Genomic DNA, 22,062 nt, shown 5'->3' with positions numbered 1-22,062 from the left:
GGCCGCCATGCTCTGGGCCTGCATTCTCCTGCCACAACTGGCGATGGACGGCGCGCTCCGTGGCCGTCCCGAGCCGGGCGCCGCCCTGGCACTGCTCACCGGACCAGCGCAACGCCGCGTGCTGCAAGCGGTGAACCCGGCGGCACGGGCGCTGGGGCTCAAGCCCGGCCAGTCGCTCACCGCCGCCCAGGCCCTGAGCCGCGATTTCGAAACCGCCGAGTACGACCTGCGCGAAGTGCAGCGCTGGCAGGACCTGCTGGCCGCCTGGGGCTACGGTTTCAGCTCGCAGGTCAGCCAGCACTACCCGCGTGCGCTGCTGATGGAAGTACAGTCCAGCCTGCAACTGTTCGGCCCCTGGCCACGCTTCGAAGCGCGCCTGCGCGAGGAGTTGAACGCCCTGGGTTTTCGTCACCGCATCACCGCTGCGCCCAATCCGGCCGCCGCGCGCATCCTCGCCAATGGCCACGATGGCGTGGCGATCCACGACAACCAGCAACTGCGCCAGTACCTGGGCAGGATGCCGCTGGAACGCCTCGGCCTGGAGCGCGACGTCGTCACCTCGCTGAGCCGCATGGGCCTGCGCAGCCTGCAGCAACTGCTCGCCCTGCCGCGCGAGAGCCTGGCCCGGCGCTTCCCGCCGCAGGTACTGCGCCAGGTCGACACCCTGCTCGGCCAGCGCCCGCTGGCCCTGGAGTTCTACCGGCCACCGGACAGTTTCAAGTCGCGCATCGAGCTGAACTTCGACGTGGAATCCACCCAGGCGTTGCTCTTCCCGCTGCGCCGCCTGACCGCCGACCTGGGCGCCTTCCTCGCCGGGCGCGATAGCGGCGTGCAGCGCTTCGTCCTGCATCTGGAGCACCACGACGGCCCGGACACACAGATGCCGGTGGGCCTGCTCAGCGCCGAGCGCGAGGCGACGATGCTCTTCGAGCTGAGCCGGGGCCGCCTGGAACAACTGCAACTGCGCGCCCCGGTGCACAGCGTGCGGCTCACCGCCGACGACTTGCCGCCCTTCGTGCCGCAACACCGCGAGCTGTTCGACGACCGCCCGCAGCAATCACAACCCTGGGAACAGCTGCGCGAACGCCTGCGCGCACGCCTGGGCGACGACGCCGTACACGGCCTCGGCGGCCTCGCCGAGCATCGCCCGGAGCGCGCCTGGCAAGGCAACTCCACGCCGCGCCTGCCCACTACCGAGGTCCCGCGCCCCGGCTGGCTGCTGGCAGAACCGCAACCGCTGCGCGAATTCGCCCCGACCCTGCTGGCCGGCCCGGAGCGCATCGAGTCCGGCTGGTGGGACGGCGAGGACATCCGCCGCGACTACTATCAGGTGCGCACCCGCAGCGGCCAGCGCGCCTGGGTGTTCCGCCCGGTGGGCGACGACGGCCCGTTGCTGCTGCACGGCTGGTTCGCATGAACGCGCCGGATGAAGGCCCCGACTACGCCGAGCTGCACTGCCTGTCCAATTTCAGCTTCCAGCGCGGCGCCTCCAGCGCGGCCGAGCTGTTCGAGCGGGCGAAGAAGCTGGGCTACCGCGCCCTGGCGATCACCGACGAATGCAGCCTGGCCGGCATCGTCCGCGCCTGGCAGGCGTCGAAGGAAACCGAGATTCCCCTGATCACCGGCAGCGAACTGAGCATCGAGCAGGGCCCGAAGCTGGTGCTGCTGGCGGAGAACCTCACTGGCTACGAAAACCTCTGCCGCCTGCTCACCCACGCCCGGCGTCGCGCCGAGAAAGGCAGCTACCGTCTGGTGCGCGCGGACTTCGACGGCAACCTCGACCACCTGCTGGCGATCTGGCTGCCGCGAGACGACCAGGACGATGACGGCCTGTGGCTGCGCGAACGCTTCCCCGAGCGCCTGTGGTTGGGCGTCGAGCTGCACAAGGGCCCTGACGACGCCGGCAAGCTGCATCGCCTGCGCGATCAGGCCGTGCACCTGGCCATCCCCGCCGTGGCCTGCGGCGACGTGCACATGCATATCCGCGGCCGCCGCGCCCTGCAGGACTGCATGACCGCCATCCGCCAGCACCTGCCGGTGCACGAGGCCGGCCAGTACCTCTATCCCAATGGCGAGCGGCATCTGCGGCCGAAAGAAGCGCTGGCGGCGATCTATCCGGCCGAGTTGTTGGCGGAGACGGTGAAGATCGCCGAGCGCTGCAGCTTCAATCTCGGTCAACTGGATTATCAGTACCCGCGCGAGCTGGTGCCAGAAGGTCATACGCCCACCACCTGGCTGCGGGAGAAGACCGAGGAAGGCATCCTGTGCCGCTGGAAAGACGGCGCCGATGCCGCCGTCCGCCAGCGTGTCGAGGATGAGCTCGCGCTGATCGCCGAGCTTGAGTACGACAGCTACTTCCTCACGGTCTACGACATCGTCGCCTTTGCCCGCAGCCAGAGCATTCTCTGTCAGGGACGCGGCTCGGCGGCCAACTCGGTGGTCTGCTTCGCCCTTGGCATCACCGAGCTGGACCCGACCCGCGAACACGTACACCTGCTGTTCGAACGCTTCATCTCCCGCGAACGCAACGAGCCGCCAGACATTGACGTCGACTTCGAGCACGACCGCCGCGAGGAAGTTATCCAGTACGTGTTCCGCCGCTATGGCCGCACGCGCGCTGCGCTCACCGCCGTGGCCAGCACCTACCGCGGCGCCGGCGCCGTGCGCGACGTGGCCAAGGCGCTGGGGCTGCCGCCGGACCAGGTCGGCGCACTGGCCGACTGCTGCGGCGCCTGGAGCCGCGAAGCGCCGCACCCCGACCGCCTGCGCGAAACCGGCTTCGATCCGGAGAGCCCGATCCTGCGGCGAGTCCTGGCGCTGACCGGCCAGCTGGTCGGTTTCCCCCGGCACCTGTCGCAGCACCCCGGCGGTTTCGTGATCTCCCAGCAACCGCTGGAAACCCTGGTACCGGTAGAGAACGCCGCGATGCCCGAGCGCACCCTGATCCAATGGGACAAGGACGACCTCGACGCCGTCGGCCTGCTCAAGGTCGACGTGCTCGCCCTCGGCATGCTCAGCGCCCTGCGCCGCTGCTTCAACCTGATCGCCGACTATCGCGGCAAACACTGGACCCTCGCCACGCTGCCGCAGGAGTGCAAGGAAACCTACGCCATGATCAGCCGCGCCGACACCGTGGGCGTGTTCCAGATCGAGTCACGCGCGCAGATGGCGATGCTGCCGCGCTTGCGGCCCGAGACTTTCTACGATCTGGTGATCGAAGTCGCCATCGTCCGTCCCGGTCCGATCCAGGGCGACATGGTCCATCCCTACCTGCGCCGGCGGAACAAGGAAGAACCGGTCATCTACCCCTCCGAGGAACTCAAGCCAGTATTCGAGCGCACCCTCGGCGTGCCGCTGTTCCAGGAGCAGGTGATGCAACTGGCGATCATCGCCGCCCAATACACGCCCGGCGAAGCCGACCACCTGCGCCGCTCCATGGCCGCCTGGAAACGCCACGGCGGCCTGGAACCGCACCGCAAGCGTCTGTTCGAGCGCATGACCGCCAAGGGCTACGAGCAGGAGTACATCGCGCGCATCTTCGAGCAGATCAAGGGCTTCGGCAGCTACGGCTTCCCCGAATCCCACGCCGCCAGCTTCGCCCTGCTCACCTACGCCAGTTGCTGGCTGAAATGCCACGAGCCGGCGGCCTTCACCTGCGCCCTGATCAACAGCTGGCCGATGGGTTTCTACAGCCCCGACCAGTTGCTGCAGGACGCTCGCCGCCACGGCCTGCAGATCCGCCCGGTGGACGTGCGCCACAGCCACTGGGACTGCACCCTGGAGCCCATCGCCGAACGCCAGCCGGCGATTCGCCTCGGCCTGCGCATGGTGCGCGGGCTGCGCGAAGACGTCGCCGATGCCATTGCCCAGGCCCGCGAGCAACGCCCCTTCGCCGATGCCGCCGACCTCTGCCTGCGCGCCCACCTGGATAACCGCGCCCGCGAGCAACTGGCCGACGCCGGCGCCCTGCGCGGCCTCGCTGGCCACCGGCACAAGGCGCGCTGGGCGATTGCCGGGGTCGAGCCGCAACTGCCGCTGTTCGCCGGCCAGGTCACCGAGGAAGCGCCCGTCAGCCTGCCGCTGCCCAGCCGCGGCGAAGACCTGCTGATCGACTACGCGACCCTGGGCACCACCCTCGGCCCGCACCCCATGACCCTGCTGCGCGGCGCCCTCAAGGCTCGCCGCTGCCGCAGTTCGCGGGACCTGCTCAAGCTCGAAGCTGATCGCCCGGTGCGCGTCGCCGGCCTGGTGGTCGGTCGGCAACGGCCGGGGACGGCCAGCGGCGTCACCTTCGTCACCCTCGAAGACGAGTTCGGCATGATCAACGTGATCGTCTGGCGCGACCTTGCCGAACAGCAGCGCCGCCCCTTCCTCAGCGCCCGCCTGATGCAGGTGGACGGCACCCTGGAAGCCAAGGACGGCGTGCGCCATGTGATCGCCGGGCGGCTGACGGATTTGAGCGGATTGCTGGAAGGGCTGGATGTGCGGAGTCGGGACTTCCATTAGAAGCGCGAGCTGCCGGCCGCTCGCGACGGTATCATTCAAGGCATCACGCAAATCCTGGATGGAACCCATGAACTCGAACGGACTTCGGCCACTCCTTCTCCTTTTCATTGCACTGGGCTGCACCGCCCACGCCGCCGACACCACGCTCCCCGCCGGGGAATATCTGGCCAAGGGCGGTTGGGGCACCCTGGTGATCCAGCCGGCCAGAGAGGGCAAGCAGCAGTTCAGCCTCGATTCCCTTGGCGCCAACGGTCACTCCTGCACGCTGGATGGCAGCATTCGCAACGGTGAAGCCGACCTTCGCGAGGACTGGCAGGACGGCACCTGCCACATCACCTTCAAGCTGCAGGACAGCGCAATAGAAGTCAGCAACGAGCAGAACGAAAACTGCCGAAGTTACTGCGGAGCCCGGGCCGGCTTCGACGGCAGCTATCTGAAACCCGCCCAGGGCTGTGGGAGCAAGGCGCTGCGGCAGACGCGAGACCGCTTCAAGAAGCTCTACGACAGCAAGGACTATGCAGGCGCCGAGCGCGTGCTCAACCCGGTCCTGAGCGACTGCAAGGCCACCTTGCTCTGGCTGGAAGAACTCAGCATCCGCAACGACCTCGCCCTCACCCAGGCCAAGCTCGGCCAGGGCAAGGCATGCCGCAGCACGCTGGAGTCGATGATCGAGGATGCCCAGCGCTACAGCGGCCCCCAGGAGGACAACACGACCATCTGCGACAGCGGCGATCGCTACCTTCCCCCGGCGGACTGCGATGGCTACCTGCGACAGGTCCGTGCCGCCAAGACCAACCTCGGCTGGTGCGAACGCGCCGGCGGCTGATTCGCAACGTAGGGTGCATAACCTGGAACGGGTGATCCGCCATTACAGCGGGTAACGCTTGAGGCGTGAGTCACCCTGCGGAGCTTCCGCAAAATTCGACGTGTTGTGCGGTTCGCGAGCAAGCGCGCTCCTACAAGGAGCGCACGGCGCAAAGTCGGACCTGTAGGAGCGAGCTTGCTCGCGAACCCGCCGGGCGCCGAGCAGGTCAGGGGAATCACGGAGTACGAAAGGACTCACCCTCCCAGCAGGTAGATGACCAACTCGGCCACCGACAGCGAGAACAGGTACGGCCCGGTGAAACCCGCCCAGATGAGCAGCGCAAAAGGCGTGTAGAGCACTACCAGCACCACGCGGGCGCGACGGCTGCGGAGCATCAGCCAGAATATCTGCCCCAGTGCAAACAATGCGCCGCACAGAACGGCGGGAACGAAGATGGCGTGGAGCCGACCATAGTCGCTCAGCGCCCCGATATCGCTGCCCAGCACCAGGTACATCGCCAGCGCCATGCCCGCCGCGCCGACTGCCAGGGCCAGCACAGCGCCCACCAGGACCCAGAACGCCAGACGTGTGAGCCCGGGCTCAGCGGGTACGGATTGTTCGCCTTCCATCAGCCTTGCCGCTCCTTTGCATGACGGCCCGACACTACACAACCCCGGCCGATTTGCCGAGACCGCGCGGACGCCTTACGCTGCCGCCATTCCTTTCTCCGGCCCCGAGCATGATCACCCTCCGCCACATCGAAGTCTTCCGCGCGGTCATGACTACCGGCAGCGTCACCCGTGCGGCGGCGTTCCTGCATACCAGCCAGCCCACGGTCAGCCGCGAGCTGGCTCGGCTCGAGCAACTGGTCGGCTTCGAGCTGTTCCTGCGCGAGCGCGGGCGGCTGGCGCCGACGGCGCGGGCGTTGATGCTGTTCGAGGAGGTGGAGCGTTCCTTCACCGGGCTGGACCGTATCGTCGCCTTCGCCGGTAGCCTGGGGCAGTTCGCCGAGGGCAAGTTCTCCATCGGTTGCCTGCCGGCGCTGTCCCAGGCGCTGCTGCCGGAAGCCTGCAAGCGCTTCAGCCGGGAAAACCCGGCCATCAGCCTGGAAGTGGCGGCGCTGGAGTCACCGCATCTGGAAGAGGCCCTCAGCGCCCAGCACCACGACATCGGCCTGATCGAGAACGACGACGCCCCGCGCGGCACCGAGTTGCAGCCGCTGCTGGCGGTGGACGAGGTGTGCATTCTCCCGGAGGGCCACCCGCTGCTGGCCCGCGAGCGCCTGGAGGCGGCGGATTTCGCCAGCCAGCCCTTCGTCAGCCTCGCCACCAGCGACCGTTACCGGCACCTGATCGATGCCGTATTCCTCGGCGCCGGCGTGCAGCGGCAGATGCAGGTGGAAACCCACAGCGCCGTCTCGGTGTGCAGCATGGTCCGCGCTGGTTTGGGCCTTGCCGTGGTCAACCCGATCACCGCGCTGATGTTCCAGGGCCAGGGCATCCAGTTGCGGCCACTGGCGTTCTCGCTGCCGTTCCAGGTAAGCGTGGCGAAGCCGCTGTACCGCCCCGCTACGCCACTGCGCGAGCGCTTCGTCGCGGCACTTCAGGCAGAAGCTGGCGTGCTGGTACAGCGCCTGCGCGAAGCCGGCGTGGGCTGCACCCTATATCAAAAATGAATTGACCAAATAACAAGCGGCATTATTCAGCCAGACAAAGGCCCGGTAGACTAGCGCCATCTATCTTCGGAGCCCATTCATGACTTTCCTCGCCCTGCCCCGCGCCGAACAGCTCGCCCTGCAATTCGGCACCCCGCTGTGGATCTACGACGCCGCCACCATCCGCAGTCAGATCGAGCGTCTGAAGAGCTTCGACATCATCCGCTTCGCCCAGAAGGCCTGCTCCAACCTGCACATCCTGCGCCTGATGCGCGAACAGGGCGTGAAGGTCGACGCCGTTTCCCAGGGCGAACTGCTGCGCGCCCTGGCCGCTGGCTACTCGTGCCGCGAGGATGAATCCGAGATCGTCTTCACCGCCGACCTGCTGGACCGCGCCACCCTGGAAACCGTGGTCGAGCACGGCATCCCGGTGAACGCCGGCTCCATCGACATGCTCCGCCAGCTGGGCGAAGTCGCTCCCGGCCATCCGGTGTGGCTGCGCATCAACCCCGGTTTCGGCCACGGCCACAGCAACAAGACCAACACCGGCGGCGAGCACTCCAAGCACGGCATCTGGCACAGCGACCTGCGCGCCGCCCTGGACGTGATCCGCGAACGCGGCCTGCGCCTGGTCGGCCTGCACATGCACATCGGCTCGGGCGTCGACTACGGTCACCTGGCCCAGGTCGGCGAAGCCATGCTCGGCCTGGTACAGCAGGTGAAAGACGCCGGCCACGACCTGTCCGGCATCTCCGCCGGCGGCGGCCTGTCCATCCCCTACCGCGCCGGCGACCCGGAAGTGGACACCACGCACTATTTCCAGCTGTGGGACAAGGCGCGCAAGGCCGCCGAAGCCGTGGTCGGCCACTCGCTGCACCTGGAGATCGAGCCGGGTCGCTACCTGGTCGCCCAGTCCGGCTGCCTGCTCAGCGAAGTGCGCGCCACCAAGGACGCCGGCCGCAACCACTTCGTGCTGGTGGACGCCGGCTTCAACGAGCTGATGCGCCCGTCCATGTACGGCAGCTACCACGGCATCCGCGTACTGGCCGGCGACGTGGCCAGCCGCGAGGTGATCGACACCGTGGTGGCCGGCCCGCTGTGCGAGTCCGGCGACGTGTTCACCCAGGGGGACGGCGGCGTGGTCATCCCCCGCGCCCTGCCGCGCGCCCAGGTCGGCGACCTGCTGCTGATCGAGGACACCGGCGCGTATGGCGCGTCCATGTCGTCGAACTACAACAGCCGTCCGCTGATCGCCGAGGTGCTGCTCGAAGGCGCCGAAGCGAAGCTGATCCGCCGCCGCCAGCGCGTGGAAGAACTGCTGGCGCTGGAAGAAGAACTGGGCTGATTGCGGGCGTGGCCCATTACAGAGGCCATCGGCGCTGGGCGGTTCGCGAGCAAGCTCGCTCCTACAGTTCCATCCCGGTTTCGGAGTGCTTTTCGTAGGAGCGAGCTTGCTCGCGAACCCGCTCCACGCTGGCTCCGCCGGCGAGGAGCGGGCGAAGTCCTCCTACAAGGACAACAGCCCCCTCACCGATCGATGCGCGTCGACAGAATGATCGACGACATCGTCCGCTCCACCCCGTCCAGCGCGCCGATGCGGTCCAGCACGGCGTCCAGGTCGCGGATCGACAGCGCCTCGACGATCACGATCATGTCGAAGTTGCCGCTCACCGAGTGCAGTGTCTTCACCTCGATGATCTTCTCCAACGCCTGCACGACCTGGTGCGACAGCTTGGGCAGCGCCGTCACCAGCACGTGGGCGCGCACCAGCGACTGGGCGTAGCTGTCCGACACCTTGATCGAATAGCCACTGATGATCCCCTGCTGCTCCAGCCGCTCGATTCGGCTCTGCACCGTGGAACGGGACACCCCCAGCTTGCGCGCCAGCTCGGAAATCGACTCACGGGCATTGGCGCGCAACAGGTTCAACAAGGCCGCATCAGCGTTTTTCGTCATATTGCTCATTGGATTGATCAATCTGCCTGAAAGCTCTCGCCAATCTTGCAGATTGCCGGATTCATTTCAACGACAAGCTTTGCAATAGTGATCGCCAAGGCGAGCCCACCAGCTCGCCATTTCTTTGCCCGCGCGCCGCTCATCGACTGGCTCCTGCGGGCCACGCAATGCCTTGCCAAGCTGGTCGAGACAGACCGGCAGACCGATAACCGGGAGATTCCAATGCACAAGAACCGCCATCCCCACACCCCCGGCAAGAAACCGGTGACCATCTTCGGCCCGGACTTCCCCTTTGCCTTCGACGACTGGATCGAGCACCCCGCCGGCCTGGGCAGCATCCCCGCCGAGCAGCACGGCCAGGAAGTGGCCATCGTCGGCGCCGGCATTTCCGGGCTGGTGGCGGCCTACGAGCTGATGAAAATGGGCCTGAAGCCCGTCGTCTACGAAGCCTCGAAGATGGGCGGTCGCCTGCGCTCGGAGACCTTCGAAGGCGCCGACGGAATCATCGCCGAGCTGGGCGGCATGCGCTTCCCGGTGTCCAGCACCGCCTTCTACCACTACGTCGACAAGCTGGGCCTGGAAACCAGACCCTTCCCCAACCCGCTGACCCCGGCGTCGGGCAGCACCGTGGTCGACCTGGAGGGCACCAGCCACTACGCGGAGAAGATCGACGACCTGCCGGAAATCTTCCGCGAAGTCGCCCAGGCCTGGGCCGACGCGCTGGAAGACGGCGCGCGCTTCTCCGAGATCCAGGACGCCATCCGCGAGCGCGACACGGTCAAGCTCAAGGCCCTGTGGGACGAGCTGGTGCCCAAGTGGGACGACCGCACCTTCTACGACTTCGTCGCCAGCTCCAAGGCTTTCTCCCGGCTGTCCTTCCAGCACCGCGAAATCTTCGGCCAGGTCGGCTTCGGCACCGGCGGCTGGGACTCGGACTTCCCCAACTCCATGCTGGAAATCTTCCGCGTGGTGATGACCAACTGCGACGACCACCAGCACCTGGTCGTGGGCGGCGTCGAGCAGGTGCCGCGCGGCATCTGGAGCCATGTGCCGGAAAACTGCGCGCACTGGCCGGCCGGCACCTCCCTGGCCTCGCTGCACAACGGCGCGCCGCGCCCGGGCGTGAAGAAGATCGCCCGCGCCACCGATGGCACTTTCGCCGTCACCGACTACTGGGGCGATACCCGCCACTACGCGGCCGTCCTGGCGACCTGCCAGACCTGGCTGCTGACCACCCAGATCGAATGCGAGGAAGCGCTGTTCTCGCAGAAGATGTGGATGGCCCTGGACCGCACCCGCTACATGCAATCCTCGAAGACCTTCGTGATGGTCGACCGGCCGTTCTGGAAGGACAAGGACCCGCAGACCGGCCGCGACGTGATGAGTATGACCCTCACCGACCGCCTGACCCGCGGCACCTACCTGTTCGACAACGGCGACGACAAGCCGGGGGTGATCTGCCTGTCCTACTCGTGGATGAGCGACGCCATGAAGATGCTCCCGCACCCGGTGGAAAAGCGCGTGCAGCTGGCCCTGGACGCGCTGAAGAAGGTCTACCCGAAGGTCGATATCGCCGGGCACATCATCGGCAATCCGATCACCGTGTCCTGGGAGGCCGACCCGCACTTCCTGGGCGCCTTCAAGGGCGCGCTGCCGGGCCACTACCGATACAACCAGCGCATGTACGCGCACTTCATGCAGGACGCCATGCCCGCCGAGCAGCGCGGCATCTTCATTGCCGGCGACGATGTGTCCTGGACCCCGGCCTGGGTGGAAGGCGCGGTGCAGACCTCGCTGAACGCCGTGTGGGGCATCATGAAGCACTTCGGCGGCGCGACTCATCCGGAGAACCCCGGCCCTGGCGATCGCTTCGCCGAGCTGGGCCCGATGGCGCTGCCGGACTGAAGCCCGGCTGACGAAAACCGCCTCGCGCACGAGTGGGATCGGGTGCAAACTGCCTGACCCGCTCGTGCTTTTTTCAAGGAGACCCCTCATGTACCTCGCCCTCTACCAGTGCCCTCCCGGCCCCGAAGACGTCGCCGGCAACCTGCAGCGTCTGGAACAGGCAGCGCGGCAGGCGGTGCAGAACGGCGCGGACCTGCTGGTGCTGCCGGAGATGTTCCTGTCCGGCTACAACATCGGCGCGAAACGTGTCGCGGAACTGGCGGAAAGCTGCGACGGCCCCTCCGCCCTGCGCATCGCCGAGATCGCCCGCCAGCACAAGCTCGGCATCCTCTACGGCTACCCCGAACGTGACGCCAACGGCGCCATCTACAACAGCGTGCAGCTGATCGACCGCCAGGGCGAACGCCGCGCCAACTACCGCAAGACCCACCTCTACGGCGATCTGGACCGCAGCCAGTTCAGCGCCTCCGACGAGCCACCGGCGATCTTCGAGCTGGACGGCTGGAAGATCGGCCTGCTGATCTGCTTCGACGTGGAATTCCCCGAAGCCGTCCGCACCCTCGCCCTGGCCGGCGCCGACCTGGTGCTGGTGCCCACCGCGAACATGCGCCCCTACGAGTTCGTCGCCCAGGTGCTGGTACCGACTCGCGCCTTCGAGAACCAGGTATTCCTGGCCTACGCCAACTACGTCGGCAGCGAAGGCGAGATCGAGTACTGCGGGCTGAGCAGCATCGTCGCCCCGGATGGCCAGGTGATGACCCAGGCCAAGCACGGCGAGGAACTGCTGGTCGCCGAACTGGACCCGCAGCGTATCGCCCTGGCGCGCGAGGGATACAGCTACGTGCACCTGCGGCGGCCAGTGCTGTATCGCAGCTGACGAAAAGCCCGGCATCACGCCGGGCTTTCTCCATCGGTGCTGCAACTTCCCTTGTAGGAGCGAGCTTGCTCGCGAACAGATTCGCCCGCGGCTTCGGCGTCAGGCAGGTTCGCGAGCAAGCTCGCTCCTACAGGTTCCCTCTGCGGTGGCACGCCTGGCAGCTACGCACCGGCCCGCTGGCGTGAAACGCCTGCAATCGTTCGAGGTGACAGCTCTGGCACAGCTGATGGAAATCCGCCTCGATGCGCACCGCCAGCGCCGGGCTCTGCTTGTGGCAGAGAATGCAGGTGCGGTTGCCGGAGACCGAAGGCGACTGGTCCTTGTAGTCGTGGTGGCAGGTGATGCAGTTCACCGAGGCGTGTGGCTCGTGGGGGAAGGCCAGCGGCATCAGCGGCCGGCTGCGTTGCCAATGCCCGTGGGCGAACCACGCCCCCACCGACAGCGCCACGACCGAAACAAGCGAAAGCCCGATCCAGACTCGCCTCATAGCGGCAGCTCCAGGTTCGCCAGCAGGCTGTAGAGCGCCGAAAGTCCGATGATCACGCCGCTTGCCGCCAGCGCAAACCAGGTGGCGCGCTGCGCCGTGTTCCGCTTGCGCCCGCTGATACCGTTGCCAGGTTTTGGCAAGCGCGGCCAGATGGCCGCCGCCAGCATCAGCGTCACCAGCAGTGCACCTTTCCAGATGCCACCGCTGTAGTAACCCGCGCCAAGCACGTGCACGGCCATCAGCAACAGGGCGAGCAGGCTGCCGCCGTAATGCCAGCGGCGGAACGAAGCGGCGCTGCTGCTCCAGCGTGGGCGCACGCGGTTCAGGCTGGATATCGCGAGCACCAGCATCAGCACCGCCGAAGCCAGCCCGGCGAGCATGTAGCCGGGTGCGGATGGCAGCAGGTCCTCGATCAGCAATGGTTCATCGACCAGCAGCACGCCGATATGCACCAGCAGCAGCGCAACGGCGGCGAAGCCCAGGTCGCGGTGCAGGCGCAGGAAGAACTTGCCCTCATAGAGCGGGCGCGGCTGCGGGCGCCCCCCGATGACGAAAAGCAGCCCCAGCAGGCAGGCGCCGAGCAGCCCGGCGGCATTGGCGAAATCCCAGGCATAGCCGAGCCCCGGCATGGCGCCGAGGCCGAGCAGGATGGCGACCGGCAGCAGGCAGCCGAGCGCCAGGCGCGCGATCAGCGTAGGCATGGGGGACTCCGAACGGGGACTATCGCCGGAGGCTAGCAATTGCCGGCGGCGCGCGAGTGTCGCTGTCTGCCAGACGAATTGCCAGCGCTGCCATCACCCGCCGATCTGATGTTGCAGGAGCGAGCCTGCTCGCGAGCGAAGTACCCCTGCGACGCCGGCATCAAGCGGGTTCGCGAGCAAGCTCGCTCCTACATGGTCCATGTCCGTAGGATGGGGTGGAGCGCAGCGATACCCATGCTGCTGGCGCGCAGATTGATGGGTATCGCTTCGCTCCACGCCATCCTACGCAGAGCGATCTGCGTTACAGGTCCAGCACCAACCGCGCCGACCGGGCCCGCGAAACGCAGGCGCAGATCTGCTTGTTGGAGGCCTTCTCCTTGTTCGACAGGCAGTTGTCGCGGTGCTCCGGCTCGCCGTCCAGCACCTCGACGATGCAGGTGCCGCAGATGCCCTCGCGGCACTCCGTGTCGATGTCGCAGCCGTGGGCCTGCAGCACGTCCACCAGCGTCGAGTCCGCCGGCACATGGAGCACCACGCCGGAGCTGGCCAGTTCCACTTCGAAGGAACCCGCCGGCGCCGCGTTGGCGGCCAGGTCGGCCTGGAAGTGTTCGAGGTGGATGGCATCTTCCGGGCGGCTGCGCGCGGCGATCTCCACCACCTTGTTCATGAATGGCGCCGGGCCGCAGGTGTAGACGTGGGCGTGCTGCGGCGCACGCGCAAGGCACTCGCCCAGCACGCTGTCGAGGTCAGCGGGTTCGACGCCGTAATGCAACTCGACCTTGCCGGCGAACGCCTCGCTGGCCAGCAGCTCGACAAAGGCCGCGTGCTCGGCGGACCGGGCGAAGTAATGCAGGCGATAAGGCTCGCCCTTGGCGTTCAGGCGGTAGGCCATGCTCAGCAGCGGTGTGACACCGATGCCCGCAGCAAACAGCACGTGCTCGCGGGCTTCCGCTGCCAGGCGGAACAGGTTGCGCGGCGCGCCGATGTCCAGCTCCGCGCCTTCCTGCACGTCGTGCAGGGCACTGGAGCCGCCACGGGACGCGCCCTCCTTCTTCACCGCCACCAGGTAGGCGGTGCGGTCGTCCGGCGGGCTGCACAGCGAATACTGGCGCGTCACCCCGGTCGGCCCGGTGACGTCGACGTGAGCGCCCGGCTCGTAGGCGTCGAACGGCTGGCCATCACAACGTACGAGACGCAGGGAACGGATGTCCTGCGCTTCCTCGACGATCCTTTCGATTCTGACCTTCATCATGGCGTTACCTGCAAGGCGTTGGGTGCGGGCTCTGTGGCCCCTTTCCCGGCCTCTTTGTTACGAGCGGACGGGTTTTCGATTGGGTAAGGGAGCGTGCCGGGCTCACTTCTGAAATATCGGAGCGGACGGCTTCGCCCTCTCCCTAACCCTCTCCCTGAAGGGAGAGGGAACCGGTCGGCGCAGGGTGAATCCACAGCGTCAGCCGGTACGGACAGCTCCCTCTCCCTTCAGGGAGAGGGCTGGGGAGAGGGGCTTTCAGACACCCATGTCCCCATGGTTCAAACCTCAACGCATGAACAACCCACCATTGATATCCCAGCACGCCCCGGTCACCGATCCGGCGTTCTCCGCACACAGCAGCAGCACGCTGTCGGCGATGAAGGTCGGGTCGCCCAGGCGGCCGGCGGGGATGGTCTTGAGGATCTGTTCCAGGCGCTCGGGCGCCACGCTCTCGTAGACCACCGGCAAGTCCAGCGGCCCCGGCGAGATCGCGTTGACGGTGACGCCCTGCGCCGAGAGTTCGCGGGCGAACACCTTGGTCAGGGTCGCCACGCCGCCCTTGGCTGCGGCGTAGTGGCCGCCGGTGGCGGTGCCGCCGTTCTGCCCGGCCAGCGAGGCAATGTTGACGATGCGACCGAAACCGCGTGCCGCGAAGTGCGTGCCGAATACCTGGCAGGCGACGAAAGTGCCGCGCAGGTTCACCGCCATGGAGGCGTCGAAATCCTCCGGGCTGATGTCCATCAGCCCGGCAACCTTGGACATCCCGGCATTGTTCACCAGGATGTCGGTGCCGCCCCAGCGCTCGGCAATCACATCGCGAGCGCGTTCGAAATCGGCTTTCTCCCGCGCATCCAGCTTCAACCCGAGGGCCGTGCGGCCCTCCGGGTCGAGTTCATCGGCCAGGCGCTGCACCGCGTCCTCGTTGAGGTCGGCCAGCGCCACGCGCAGGCCGGCGGCGTGCAGGCGGCGCGCGATGACTTCGCCGAGCCCGCGTGCGGCGCCAGTTACCAGGGCAACTCGTTGCATGGTGCGGCCCTCAGAGCAGGAAGCCGAGCGCGTTGAGCGTGTCTTCGGCGTTGATCAGGCGGATCACCTTGCGCTCCAGGCGGGCTTGCCCGTCGGTGAAGCGAATACGGTGGTTCAGGTCGGCAATGAACGGCGTCGCCACGCCACGCTTGTAGGCGTAGAGCACCTGCGCCGAGTTCACCTCGACCACATCGCCCGCCGCTTCCACCAGGGTGAAACGCGAGACGGTGCGCACGGTCTTCGCCGCGTCCACCGCCGACGGCGAATGGCCGCCGGTGAGGCGTTCGATGCGCAGGGCGCGCATGCGCGCGTCGTCGAAGACGTAGTTCAGGCTGGCGGCGAAGTCGTCGCCCTCGGCGTCAATCGGCACCACGTAGATGCCGTCCTCGCTCCACAGCTGCGACCACTGTGCGTAGTCCTTGCGGTCGAGCAACTCGGCCTCGCGCCAGACGAATTCGATGGCCTTGGCCAGCGGGCCGGAGAAGCCGTTCAGGGTGTCGTTGCTCATTGGCTCATCATCCTTTTCCACATCTGGTACGCCTCGCGCATGCCGCCTTCGTCGGTGGCGTGGGAGACCTTGTCGCCGTTCTCGGCGACCACTTCGCGGTTCAGACCGCGGTTGACCAGGATCGGCGCGTCGACGCCGGCGTAGGAGCCACGCTGCACGCGGTCCCAGGCCTCGGCGTCGTCCGGGCTGCCAAAGCCGAACGGGCCCTGGAAGTGCTCGTGGATGCGCATGCGTTCGCGGTTGGCGATTTCCGGGCCGCCGTCCATGCCCAGGGCGACGTGGCGAATCTCGGTCTCGGTGACGGAGATCGGCCGCAGCACGCGGAAGAACGACATGGACATGGCCACGTTGGGGAACAGGTTGAGGTTGAAGCCGGCGCCATGCAGCGAGCGGACGATGCGGCGCACCTGGGCAGGCTCCATGGTTTTCGACAGTTCCTCGGTGACGTGGGCGAAGCGCTCCTGCAGTTGCTCGGTGCCGTCGTCGTGGTCGAGGTCGACGTGCTCGGGGACCATCACCATCACGCTGTGGCCGTTGCCCAGGGCGTGAGTCACCGCCTGCTCGTCGCTCATGAACGAGAGCATCTCTTCGGTCTCTTCATCCACCGAGGACATGAACGACTTGTGCACGATGGGGAAGTGGTAGCCGTCGGTGGTGTTTTCCAGCTGGATCTTCCAGTTGCCGCGGAAGGTGAACTTGTGTTCGCCCTGGGTCTTGATCGGGTAGCCGGCGCCCTGCTTCATGAACAGGTCCATCCAGTGCTTCGCCCCGCCGAGGAAGTCTTCCAGCGGCTCGATGTCGTCGTTGTAGGTGGCGAACACCATGCCGGCGTAGCTTTCCACGCGCAGGCTGGTCAGCGGCAGCTCGGACTTGTCGAGGATGTCCTCGTAGCCATCCGGGTACGGCAGCGCACGCAGCTTGCCGTCCAGCGCGTAGGACCAGCTGTGGTACGGGCAGGTGAATCCGGTGGCGTTGCCCTTGTGCTTCTCGCAAACGGTGGCACCACGGTGGCGGCAGCGGTTTTCCAGGACGTTGATGTTGCCCTTCTTGTCGCGCACCACGATCACCGGGCGGCGACCGACGCTGGTGGTTTTGAAGTCACCGGCGTTACGCACTTCGCTTTCGTGGGCGACCCACACCCAGGTGCGGTAGAAGATCTTGTCCATCTCCGCTTCGAACAGCTGCGGGTCGTTGTACAGCGAGACATCGACGCGGTCGTCACCGACCAGCTCTTCGACGCTGCGCGACCGGGCGATCAGCCGGTATTCGTGAGCGCTCATGCCCATCTCCTCATGCCGATTTCTTATGTTTTTGCGCAGGCCGCGTGGCGGCCAGGCTGTGTTCGAGTTGCGCACCGAAGGCGCATACGCGTTCGTCGTCGCCCTTGCGGCCGACGATCTGCAGGCCGACTTTCAGCCCGCCGCAATCCAGGTCCACCGGCACGGTCAGCGCCGGGTGTCCGCTGAGGTTGAAAGGCCGCACCAGGGGCGTCATGCCGGCCACCGATTTGCCGTTGCGCGCATCGCTGAGCAGCGGCGGCAGGTCGGGCATGGTCGGCAGCAAGAGCACTTCAAAGTCCTCCAGCGCGGCGTCGATGGCGCGGGTGAAGTGCTCGCGCACTTTCTCCGCCTCGGCGCGCTCGGCGTCGGTGGTGCGGCTGGCCAGCAGCAGGCGCTGCTCGACATCGGCGCCGATCAGGCCCTTGCCGGTCAGCGCCGCATAGGCGGCCCAGTTCTCATGATTGATCACCACCAGCCCGGCCTGGAACGCCGCCTCGAACTCGCCGAGGAACAGGTGGCTGCGGCGCCAGCCGGCGCGGTCCGCGGCGGCACCCAGGCAGGCCTGGATGTGTGGCGCGGACGGCACTTCGAGGAAGGCCACACGGGCGCCGTCACCGGGCATTTGCACGTTGCCGAAGCCAGGGCAGATGACCTGCATGGCGGCGATCAGGTCGGCCATGTTGGCGGCAAACGGGCCAACGCAATCCAGGCTGCTCTGCGCCGGGTGCACGCCGTCGCGGCTGACGCGACCGAAGGTCGGCTTCAACCCGGCGATACCGCAGCAGGCCGCCGGCACGCGCACCGAACCACCGGTGTCGGTGCCCAGCGCGATATCCGCCAGGCCCGCCGCCACGGCGGACGCGGAGCCGCTGGAGGAACCGCCGGGTACGCGGTCCGGCGCCATCGGGTTGATCGGCGTGCCGGTCCAGTCATTGATGCCGGTGACGCCGAAGGCCAGTTCGTGAAGATTGGTCTTGCCGACGATCTGCCAGCCGGCGTTCAGCACGGCGTCGACCACGAACGCGTTGCGCGTGGCCGGCGCGGCGTCGGCCAGCGCGCGAGTGCCGCAACAGGTCGGGTAGCCGGCGATGTCGATGCTGTCCTTGACCGCGACGCGCTTGCCGTCGCCGCCGAGAATGAATTCGCTGACGAAAGTGCTCATGGACGGCCCTCCCCTGCGCCACCCAGCGCGCGTTGCGAGAGGCGCTGCGTGCGGAAATGGCTGATCTGCCAGCGCCCGTCGATCTCGCGGAAATCGATGTCCAGCCGCGTGCCGAACAGCTCGGTGTGGCCCTCGGCATAGGTCGAGAGCTGCTGCATGATCCATTGCCCGCGCGCGGTGCGGCCGTCGACGCGGATCGACTCGCTGGTAAGGAAATGCAGGTTCAGCGCGAAGTGCGGCGACGGCGGCAGGTAGCCGAAGACGAACGCAGCGATCGCCTCGCGGCCCTGGTGATGGCCGAAGGTCTGCGCCGTAGTTGCGCCGATGCCTTCCCACACTGCGTCCTCGCTGAACAGCTCGGCCAGCTCGGTGATCGCCACCGGCGCGCGCGGTACGTCGCAGAGGTCCATGTAGCGGGCCATCAACCGGCGCACCTGGCTTTCCCCTTCGAGGACCTCCAGGCGGCGGTTCAGCTCGGCCATGCTCAGGCTGCTCATGGCTCAGGTCCGCGCGGCTTCGGGAATGGTCAGCGGGCGGCCGATGCGCGCCTCGACCTTGGCGTACTTCCACAGGCTGTACTCGCCCACCGGCGTGGTGCGGAACAGGTTGCAGGCGTCGATCACGGTCTGGTGGCAATCCACGTCGGCCATGATGTAGACGGTCCAGGGCGAGGTGGTGGACGGGCCGACCATCAGGCGGTCGTCATCCAGCACGCCGAGCACGTTCATGCCCGGCAGCGCGCCGAGGTCGCTCATCATTTGCGAGAAGCCTTTCCACACGGTGATGCCTTCACCGGTGGGCAGGTCGAAGAACGGCTGGGCGATGCCGATGCAGAACAGTACGCGCAAGGGTTCGGTGGTCGGACGGGTCATGCTTCGAGTCCTTGTTCTTATGGGTTTGAATCAGATGTATCCGGGGAACGGCGGCACATCGAGCAGCACCGCACCGGCGCCGTCGTACATGCCATCGCTCAGGAAGGCGTGCTGGGTCACCACCATGGCGTCGCGCAGGTAGCGCTGCAGCGGGTGGTTCAGGTAGATCGCCGTGGTGCCGGCCAGGCTGTAGGCGCGGCGTACCACGTCGGCGCCGGCGCGGGACACGTGCACGGCGGCCAGGCGCAGCTGGCTGACCTGCTCGGGGCTGACGGCGTTGCCGGCAAGGATGGAGTCCCAGACGGTCTCGGTGGCGTCGTAGAAGAAGCCGCGCGCGGCCTGCAGCTCAGCCTCGGCCTTGCCGATCTCGATGCGTACATAGGCGCGGTCGCCAAGCTTGGGCGCGCCGGTCACGCCACTGGAGGACGCCATGCGGGTGATCTCGTCCAGCGCCGCGCGGGCCAGGCCGAGGTTGACCACGGCCAATACCTGGGCGGCGTAGGCGATGGTCGGGTAGCGGTACAGCGGTTCATCGATGTTCGATTCGCCGCCGCGAATGAACGTCCAGTCGTCCGCAACGAAGGCGTTGTCCAGCTTCAGGTCGTGACTGCCGGTGCCCTTGAGGCCAACCACGTTCCAGTTCTCGACGATCTCCACGTCCCTGGCGCGCAGCAGCGCAGTGCGCGGCTTGCCGCCTGGGCCACCGATGCCAATGCCGACGCCGAGCACGTCGGCGCCCTTGCAGCCGCTGGCGAATTTCCAGGTGCCGCTGACGCGCCAGCCGCCTTCGACCTGGGTGGCCGGCTGGATCGGGAACAGGCCGCCGGCGAACACCAGGTCCGGGCCGTCGGCATAGAGTTCGGCGAGGGTGTGGCGCGGCAGCGCGGTGAGGTAGGTGCTGGCGCTGCCAAAGCTGGCCACCCAGCCGGCGGAGCCGTCGGCTTCGGCGATACGCTCGACCAGTTTCAGGAACTGCGCAGGCGGCAGTGCGTCGCCGCCGAAGCAGCGCGGAGTTGCGGCGCGGTAGATGCCGACATCGCGGAAGCGTTCGATCATGTCGCGGGGAACGTGGGAGCGGGTGTCGAACTCATCGCGGCGCTGGCGCACTTCATCGAGCACGCGCTGGAATTCGAGGGCACGGCCGTCCGCATCGAGCGGTTCGGCGAGGGCGGCACGCAGCATGGCATTATCTCCGTTTGTTCTTATCGACCTGCTCCCGGTCTGCCTGCGCTTGCTCAGGCTGCGTTGGAGGCGCACTCGGAATGCTCATTTGCAAATGCAAACTGCGCTTCCTCGCGCGCCTCCGCCTTGCCTGAACTGCGCTCGGCGAGACCTGGAACAGGTCGTGTAGGCCATCGGCCCGTTCGATGCGGGCCGGTCGTCGTTGGGGCCAGTGTATGAACCGCCCTGCCCGCCCAACTATTGGGGCGTGCAGCCCCGCGTCTAAAGGAATCCCCTAGTCGGCGCCGGGTTACTCCGCAGTCCCTTCGCGCTACGCTGCGCGGTATAAAGGCGCCACTGCTTACCCGTCCCTGCAATCGAGAGCGAGCTTCGATGTTCCAGCCCAAGCCCGACGACTTCCTCGCCCTGCTCCAGGCCATGCCGCTGTGCGTGATCCTTCACGATGCGCAGACCAAGGAAATCCTCTGGGCCAACAACGCCGCACTGGCCGTGCTTGGTTTCACGCTGGAAGAGCTGGTGCCACTGAAGGCGCCGGACATGACCGCCAAGGCCCCGCAGTACCGCCGCTCGGTCGGCCTGCGCTGGCTGGAAGGCGCGGCGCGCACCGGCCAGCGCACCATCGAGTGGTGCTACCGCTCCAAACAGGGCGTGGAAATCCTCTCCGAGGCCGTCGCCACCCGCGTGCGCCTGCAGGAGCGCGACGTGCTGATGGTGCAGTTCCGCGATATCTCCAGGGAGAAACAGGTCGAGCGCGACCTGCAGCGTTTCGAGAGCCGCCTGAAGGCCTTCATGCAGGACCTCGCCGAAGGCGTGGCGGTGCTCGACGCTGACGGCAACCTGCGCTTCCTCAGCGAATCCGCCCTGCCCCTGCTGGGCGGCAGCCAGGACGACTGGATGGCGCACAACTTCCTCGGCCGCTGCGACAGCGCCACGCGCCCGCGCCTGGAACACCACCTGGCGATGCAGCCGCCAAGCCGCGAGCCGTACTCCGTCAGCTACCAGTTGCAGCGCCTGGACGGCGAATGGCGCTGGCACCACGCGACCTGCCGCTACATCGAGATCGAGGACGACCTGGTCGGCCACCTGCTGCTGTTCCGCGACGTCACCGAACAGGTCCGCGCCGCCCAGGCGCAGCGCCAGAGCGACCAGAAGCTGGAGTACCTGGCGCGCTACAACGCCATGGGCGAGATGGCCCTGGCCATCGCCCACGAACTCAGCCAGCCGCTGGCGGCCACGCGCAACTTCATCGAGGGCGCGCTGATCCGCCTGGACCGCGAACAGAAGGCCGAAGCTTCCGCCGCCTGGGGCCTGGACAGCGCCGTGCGGCAGATCGAGCACGCCTCGCTGATCATCAAGAGCGTGCGCGAATACGTGGTGAAACTGGAGCAGGCCGAACAGCGCATCGACCTCAACGAACTGCTCGGCGAAACGCTCTACTTCATCAGCCTCAAGGCGCAGCCGAGCAACGTGCGCGTGGAACTGGAGCGCTGCGACGAGCCGCTCTGGGTGAGCTGCGAGAAGGTGCTGGTCGGCCAGGTGATCCTCAACCTCGCCTTCAACGCCATCGAGGAGATGCTCAACCTACCCGAGGAGCGCCGCCTGCTGCGCATCCGCACCTCTCGCGAGGGCGACAGCGCGCGGCTGTGCGTGCTCGACCAGGGCCGTGGCATCGATGCCGGGGCCAAGGAGCGGCTGTTCGATGGCTTCTTCACCTCCAAGGTGAGCGGCAATGGCATTGGCCTGGCGCTGTGCCAAAGCATCGTCTCGCGGCATCGCGGGGATATCTGGGCGGAGAATGTCGAGCCGTGCGGGGCGATGTTCTGTTTCGGGTTGCCGTTGGCGGACCGACCGTAAACACAGCACGACGCTTTTCGTAGGATGGGTGGAGC

General features: G+C 67.1%; 21 protein-coding genes. 8 read left to right on the top strand and 13 right to left on the bottom strand.

Annotation, left to right across the window (positions count from 1 at the left end; translation table 11 throughout):
* The first annotated feature begins 7 nt into the window (after positions 1-7).
* The 3 genes from RS899_RS09340 (at position 8) to RS899_RS09330 (ending at position 5,332) form a co-directional block, all read left to right on the top strand.
* Positions 8-1,417, top strand: coding sequence for a DNA polymerase Y family protein (locus RS899_RS09340; RefSeq protein WP_315809703.1), 1,410 nt, complete (start codon positions 8-10; stop codon positions 1,415-1,417).
* Positions 1,414-4,506, top strand: a complete 3,093-nt coding sequence (locus tag RS899_RS09335) for an error-prone DNA polymerase (RefSeq protein WP_315809702.1) — start codon at positions 1,414-1,416, stop codon at positions 4,504-4,506. Before RS899_RS09340 ends, RS899_RS09335 begins: the two co-directional genes overlap by 4 nt.
* 67 nt (positions 4,507-4,573) lie before the next feature.
* Positions 4,574-5,332: a hypothetical protein gene (locus RS899_RS09330; protein WP_315809701.1), complete on the top strand. Its 759-nt coding sequence runs from the start codon at positions 4,574-4,576 to the stop codon at positions 5,330-5,332.
* A gap of 233 nt (positions 5,333-5,565) precedes the next feature.
* Here RS899_RS09330 and RS899_RS09325 read toward each other — a convergent pair whose 3' ends face one another.
* Positions 5,566-5,940 carry a hypothetical protein gene (locus RS899_RS09325; protein ID WP_315809700.1) on the bottom strand — a complete coding sequence of 125 codons (375 nt, stop codon included), beginning with the start codon at positions 5,938-5,940 and terminating at the stop codon, positions 5,566-5,568.
* A gap of 110 nt (positions 5,941-6,050) precedes the next feature.
* On the opposite strand from RS899_RS09325, the gene RS899_RS09320 reads away from it, so the two are divergent.
* Complete coding sequence (locus RS899_RS09320) at positions 6,051-6,986, top strand: LysR family transcriptional regulator (RefSeq protein ID WP_315809699.1); 936 nt, start codon at positions 6,051-6,053, stop codon at positions 6,984-6,986.
* A gap of 79 nt (positions 6,987-7,065) precedes the next feature.
* A complete protein-coding gene (gene lysA, locus RS899_RS09315) occupies positions 7,066-8,310 on the top strand; it encodes a diaminopimelate decarboxylase (RefSeq protein WP_315809698.1) in 1,245 nt (414 codons plus the stop codon).
* A 182-nt stretch (positions 8,311-8,492) separates the two neighbouring features.
* Here the strand turns inward: lysA and RS899_RS09310 are convergent, their stop codons facing one another.
* On the bottom strand, positions 8,493-8,921 hold the full coding sequence (locus RS899_RS09310; RefSeq protein ID WP_037006486.1) for an Lrp/AsnC family transcriptional regulator: 429 nt from the start codon (positions 8,919-8,921) through the stop codon (positions 8,493-8,495).
* Between the two features lie 17 nt (positions 8,922-8,938).
* Positions 8,939-9,064, bottom strand: coding sequence for a hypothetical protein (locus RS899_RS09305; RefSeq protein ID WP_256204873.1), 126 nt, complete (start codon positions 9,062-9,064; stop codon positions 8,939-8,941).
* A gap of 79 nt (positions 9,065-9,143) precedes the next feature.
* Here RS899_RS09305 and RS899_RS09300 point away from each other — a divergent pair, with 79 nt between their 5' ends.
* Together RS899_RS09300 and RS899_RS09295 are read left to right on the top strand one after the other, a co-directional pair.
* Positions 9,144-10,826 carry a flavin monoamine oxidase family protein gene (locus RS899_RS09300; RefSeq protein WP_233298650.1) on the top strand — a complete coding sequence of 561 codons (1,683 nt, stop codon included), beginning with the start codon at positions 9,144-9,146 and terminating at the stop codon, positions 10,824-10,826.
* 88 nt (positions 10,827-10,914) lie between these two features.
* On the top strand, positions 10,915-11,703 hold the full coding sequence (locus RS899_RS09295) for a carbon-nitrogen hydrolase family protein (protein ID WP_233298658.1): 789 nt from the start codon (positions 10,915-10,917) through the stop codon (positions 11,701-11,703).
* A 127-nt stretch (positions 11,704-11,830) separates the two neighbouring features.
* On the opposite strand, the gene RS899_RS09290 is transcribed toward RS899_RS09295, so the two are convergent.
* The 10 genes from RS899_RS09290 to RS899_RS09245 form a co-directional block, all read right to left on the bottom strand.
* Positions 11,831-12,190, bottom strand: coding sequence for a cytochrome c3 family protein (locus tag RS899_RS09290; RefSeq protein ID WP_315809697.1), 360 nt, complete (start codon positions 12,188-12,190; stop codon positions 11,831-11,833).
* Positions 12,187-12,891 carry a ferric reductase-like transmembrane domain-containing protein gene (locus tag RS899_RS09285; protein WP_315809696.1) on the bottom strand — a complete coding sequence of 235 codons (705 nt, stop codon included), beginning with the start codon at positions 12,889-12,891 and terminating at the stop codon, positions 12,187-12,189. Before RS899_RS09285 ends, RS899_RS09290 begins: the two co-directional genes overlap by 4 nt.
* Before the next feature lie 301 nt (positions 12,892-13,192).
* The gene (locus RS899_RS09280; protein WP_315809695.1) at positions 13,193-14,143 is read right to left on the bottom strand and encodes a PDR/VanB family oxidoreductase; all 951 of its coding nucleotides are present in this window, start codon (positions 14,141-14,143) and stop codon (positions 13,193-13,195) included.
* 285 nt (positions 14,144-14,428) lie between these two features.
* Complete coding sequence (locus RS899_RS09275; protein WP_315809694.1) at positions 14,429-15,169, bottom strand: SDR family NAD(P)-dependent oxidoreductase; 741 nt, start codon at positions 15,167-15,169, stop codon at positions 14,429-14,431.
* 10 nt (positions 15,170-15,179) lie between these two features.
* A complete protein-coding gene (locus RS899_RS09270; RefSeq protein WP_315809693.1) occupies positions 15,180-15,677 on the bottom strand; it encodes an aromatic-ring-hydroxylating dioxygenase subunit beta in 498 nt (165 codons plus the stop codon).
* Positions 15,674-16,957: an aromatic ring-hydroxylating oxygenase subunit alpha gene (locus RS899_RS09265; protein WP_054910153.1), complete on the bottom strand. Its 1,284-nt coding sequence runs from the start codon at positions 16,955-16,957 to the stop codon at positions 15,674-15,676. Before RS899_RS09265 ends, RS899_RS09270 begins: the two co-directional genes overlap by 4 nt.
* Before the next feature lie 10 nt (positions 16,958-16,967).
* Positions 16,968-18,119, bottom strand: coding sequence for an amidase (locus RS899_RS09260; RefSeq protein ID WP_315809692.1), 1,152 nt, complete (start codon positions 18,117-18,119; stop codon positions 16,968-16,970).
* Entirely contained in the window at positions 18,116-18,616 is a 501-nt protein-coding gene (locus tag RS899_RS09255; RefSeq protein WP_371914046.1) for a nuclear transport factor 2 family protein, read from the bottom strand. Before RS899_RS09255 ends, RS899_RS09260 begins: the two co-directional genes overlap by 4 nt.
* Positions 18,617-18,619: 3 nt before the next feature.
* On the bottom strand, positions 18,620-18,991 hold the full coding sequence (locus RS899_RS09250; RefSeq protein ID WP_017516776.1) for a hypothetical protein: 372 nt from the start codon (positions 18,989-18,991) through the stop codon (positions 18,620-18,622).
* A gap of 30 nt (positions 18,992-19,021) precedes the next feature.
* Positions 19,022-20,173 carry an acyl-CoA dehydrogenase family protein gene (locus RS899_RS09245; protein WP_054910151.1) on the bottom strand — a complete coding sequence of 384 codons (1,152 nt, stop codon included), beginning with the start codon at positions 20,171-20,173 and terminating at the stop codon, positions 19,022-19,024.
* 372 nt (positions 20,174-20,545) lie between these two features.
* On the opposite strand from RS899_RS09245, the gene RS899_RS09240 reads away from it, so the two are divergent.
* On the top strand, positions 20,546-22,027 hold the full coding sequence (locus RS899_RS09240) for an ATP-binding protein (protein WP_315809691.1): 1,482 nt from the start codon (positions 20,546-20,548) through the stop codon (positions 22,025-22,027).
* Positions 22,028-22,062 lie beyond the last annotated feature (35 nt).

Origin of the sequence: Pseudomonas sp. C9-3, assembly GCF_032392015.1 — a bacterium.
GTDB lineage: Bacteria > Pseudomonadota > Gammaproteobacteria > Pseudomonadales > Pseudomonadaceae > Pseudomonas > Pseudomonas nitroreducens.
This window is presented reverse-complemented; position numbering and strand designations above follow the sequence as displayed.

Coding starts and splice junctions, on each gene's coding strand:
- RS899_RS09340 (WP_315809703.1), top strand. CDS start 8: ATGCTCTGGGCCTGCATTCTCCTGCCACAACTGGCGATGGACGGCGCG.
- RS899_RS09335 (WP_315809702.1), top strand. CDS start 1,414: ATGAACGCGCCGGATGAAGGCCCCGACTACGCCGAGCTGCACTGCCTG.
- RS899_RS09330 (WP_315809701.1), top strand. CDS start 4,574: ATGAACTCGAACGGACTTCGGCCACTCCTTCTCCTTTTCATTGCACTG.
- RS899_RS09325 (WP_315809700.1), bottom strand. CDS start 5,940: ATGGAAGGCGAACAATCCGTACCCGCTGAGCCCGGGCTCACACGTCTG.
- RS899_RS09320 (WP_315809699.1), top strand. CDS start 6,051: ATGATCACCCTCCGCCACATCGAAGTCTTCCGCGCGGTCATGACTACC.
- lysA (WP_315809698.1), top strand. CDS start 7,066: ATGACTTTCCTCGCCCTGCCCCGCGCCGAACAGCTCGCCCTGCAATTC.
- RS899_RS09310 (WP_037006486.1), bottom strand. CDS start 8,921: ATGACGAAAAACGCTGATGCGGCCTTGTTGAACCTGTTGCGCGCCAAT.
- RS899_RS09305 (WP_256204873.1), bottom strand. CDS start 9,064: ATGAGCGGCGCGCGGGCAAAGAAATGGCGAGCTGGTGGGCTCGCCTTG.
- RS899_RS09300 (WP_233298650.1), top strand. CDS start 9,144: ATGCACAAGAACCGCCATCCCCACACCCCCGGCAAGAAACCGGTGACC.
- RS899_RS09295 (WP_233298658.1), top strand. CDS start 10,915: ATGTACCTCGCCCTCTACCAGTGCCCTCCCGGCCCCGAAGACGTCGCC.
- RS899_RS09290 (WP_315809697.1), bottom strand. CDS start 12,190: ATGAGGCGAGTCTGGATCGGGCTTTCGCTTGTTTCGGTCGTGGCGCTG.
- RS899_RS09285 (WP_315809696.1), bottom strand. CDS start 12,891: ATGCCTACGCTGATCGCGCGCCTGGCGCTCGGCTGCCTGCTGCCGGTC.
- RS899_RS09280 (WP_315809695.1), bottom strand. CDS start 14,143: ATGATGAAGGTCAGAATCGAAAGGATCGTCGAGGAAGCGCAGGACATC.
- RS899_RS09275 (WP_315809694.1), bottom strand. CDS start 15,169: ATGCAACGAGTTGCCCTGGTAACTGGCGCCGCACGCGGGCTCGGCGAA.
- RS899_RS09270 (WP_315809693.1), bottom strand. CDS start 15,677: ATGAGCAACGACACCCTGAACGGCTTCTCCGGCCCGCTGGCCAAGGCC.
- RS899_RS09265 (WP_054910153.1), bottom strand. CDS start 16,957: ATGAGCGCTCACGAATACCGGCTGATCGCCCGGTCGCGCAGCGTCGAA.
- RS899_RS09260 (WP_315809692.1), bottom strand. CDS start 18,119: ATGAGCACTTTCGTCAGCGAATTCATTCTCGGCGGCGACGGCAAGCGC.
- RS899_RS09255 (WP_371914046.1), bottom strand. CDS start 18,616: ATGAGCAGCCTGAGCATGGCCGAGCTGAACCGCCGCCTGGAGGTCCTC.
- RS899_RS09250 (WP_017516776.1), bottom strand. CDS start 18,991: ATGACCCGTCCGACCACCGAACCCTTGCGCGTACTGTTCTGCATCGGC.
- RS899_RS09245 (WP_054910151.1), bottom strand. CDS start 20,173: ATGCTGCGTGCCGCCCTCGCCGAACCGCTCGATGCGGACGGCCGTGCC.
- RS899_RS09240 (WP_315809691.1), top strand. CDS start 20,546: ATGTTCCAGCCCAAGCCCGACGACTTCCTCGCCCTGCTCCAGGCCATG.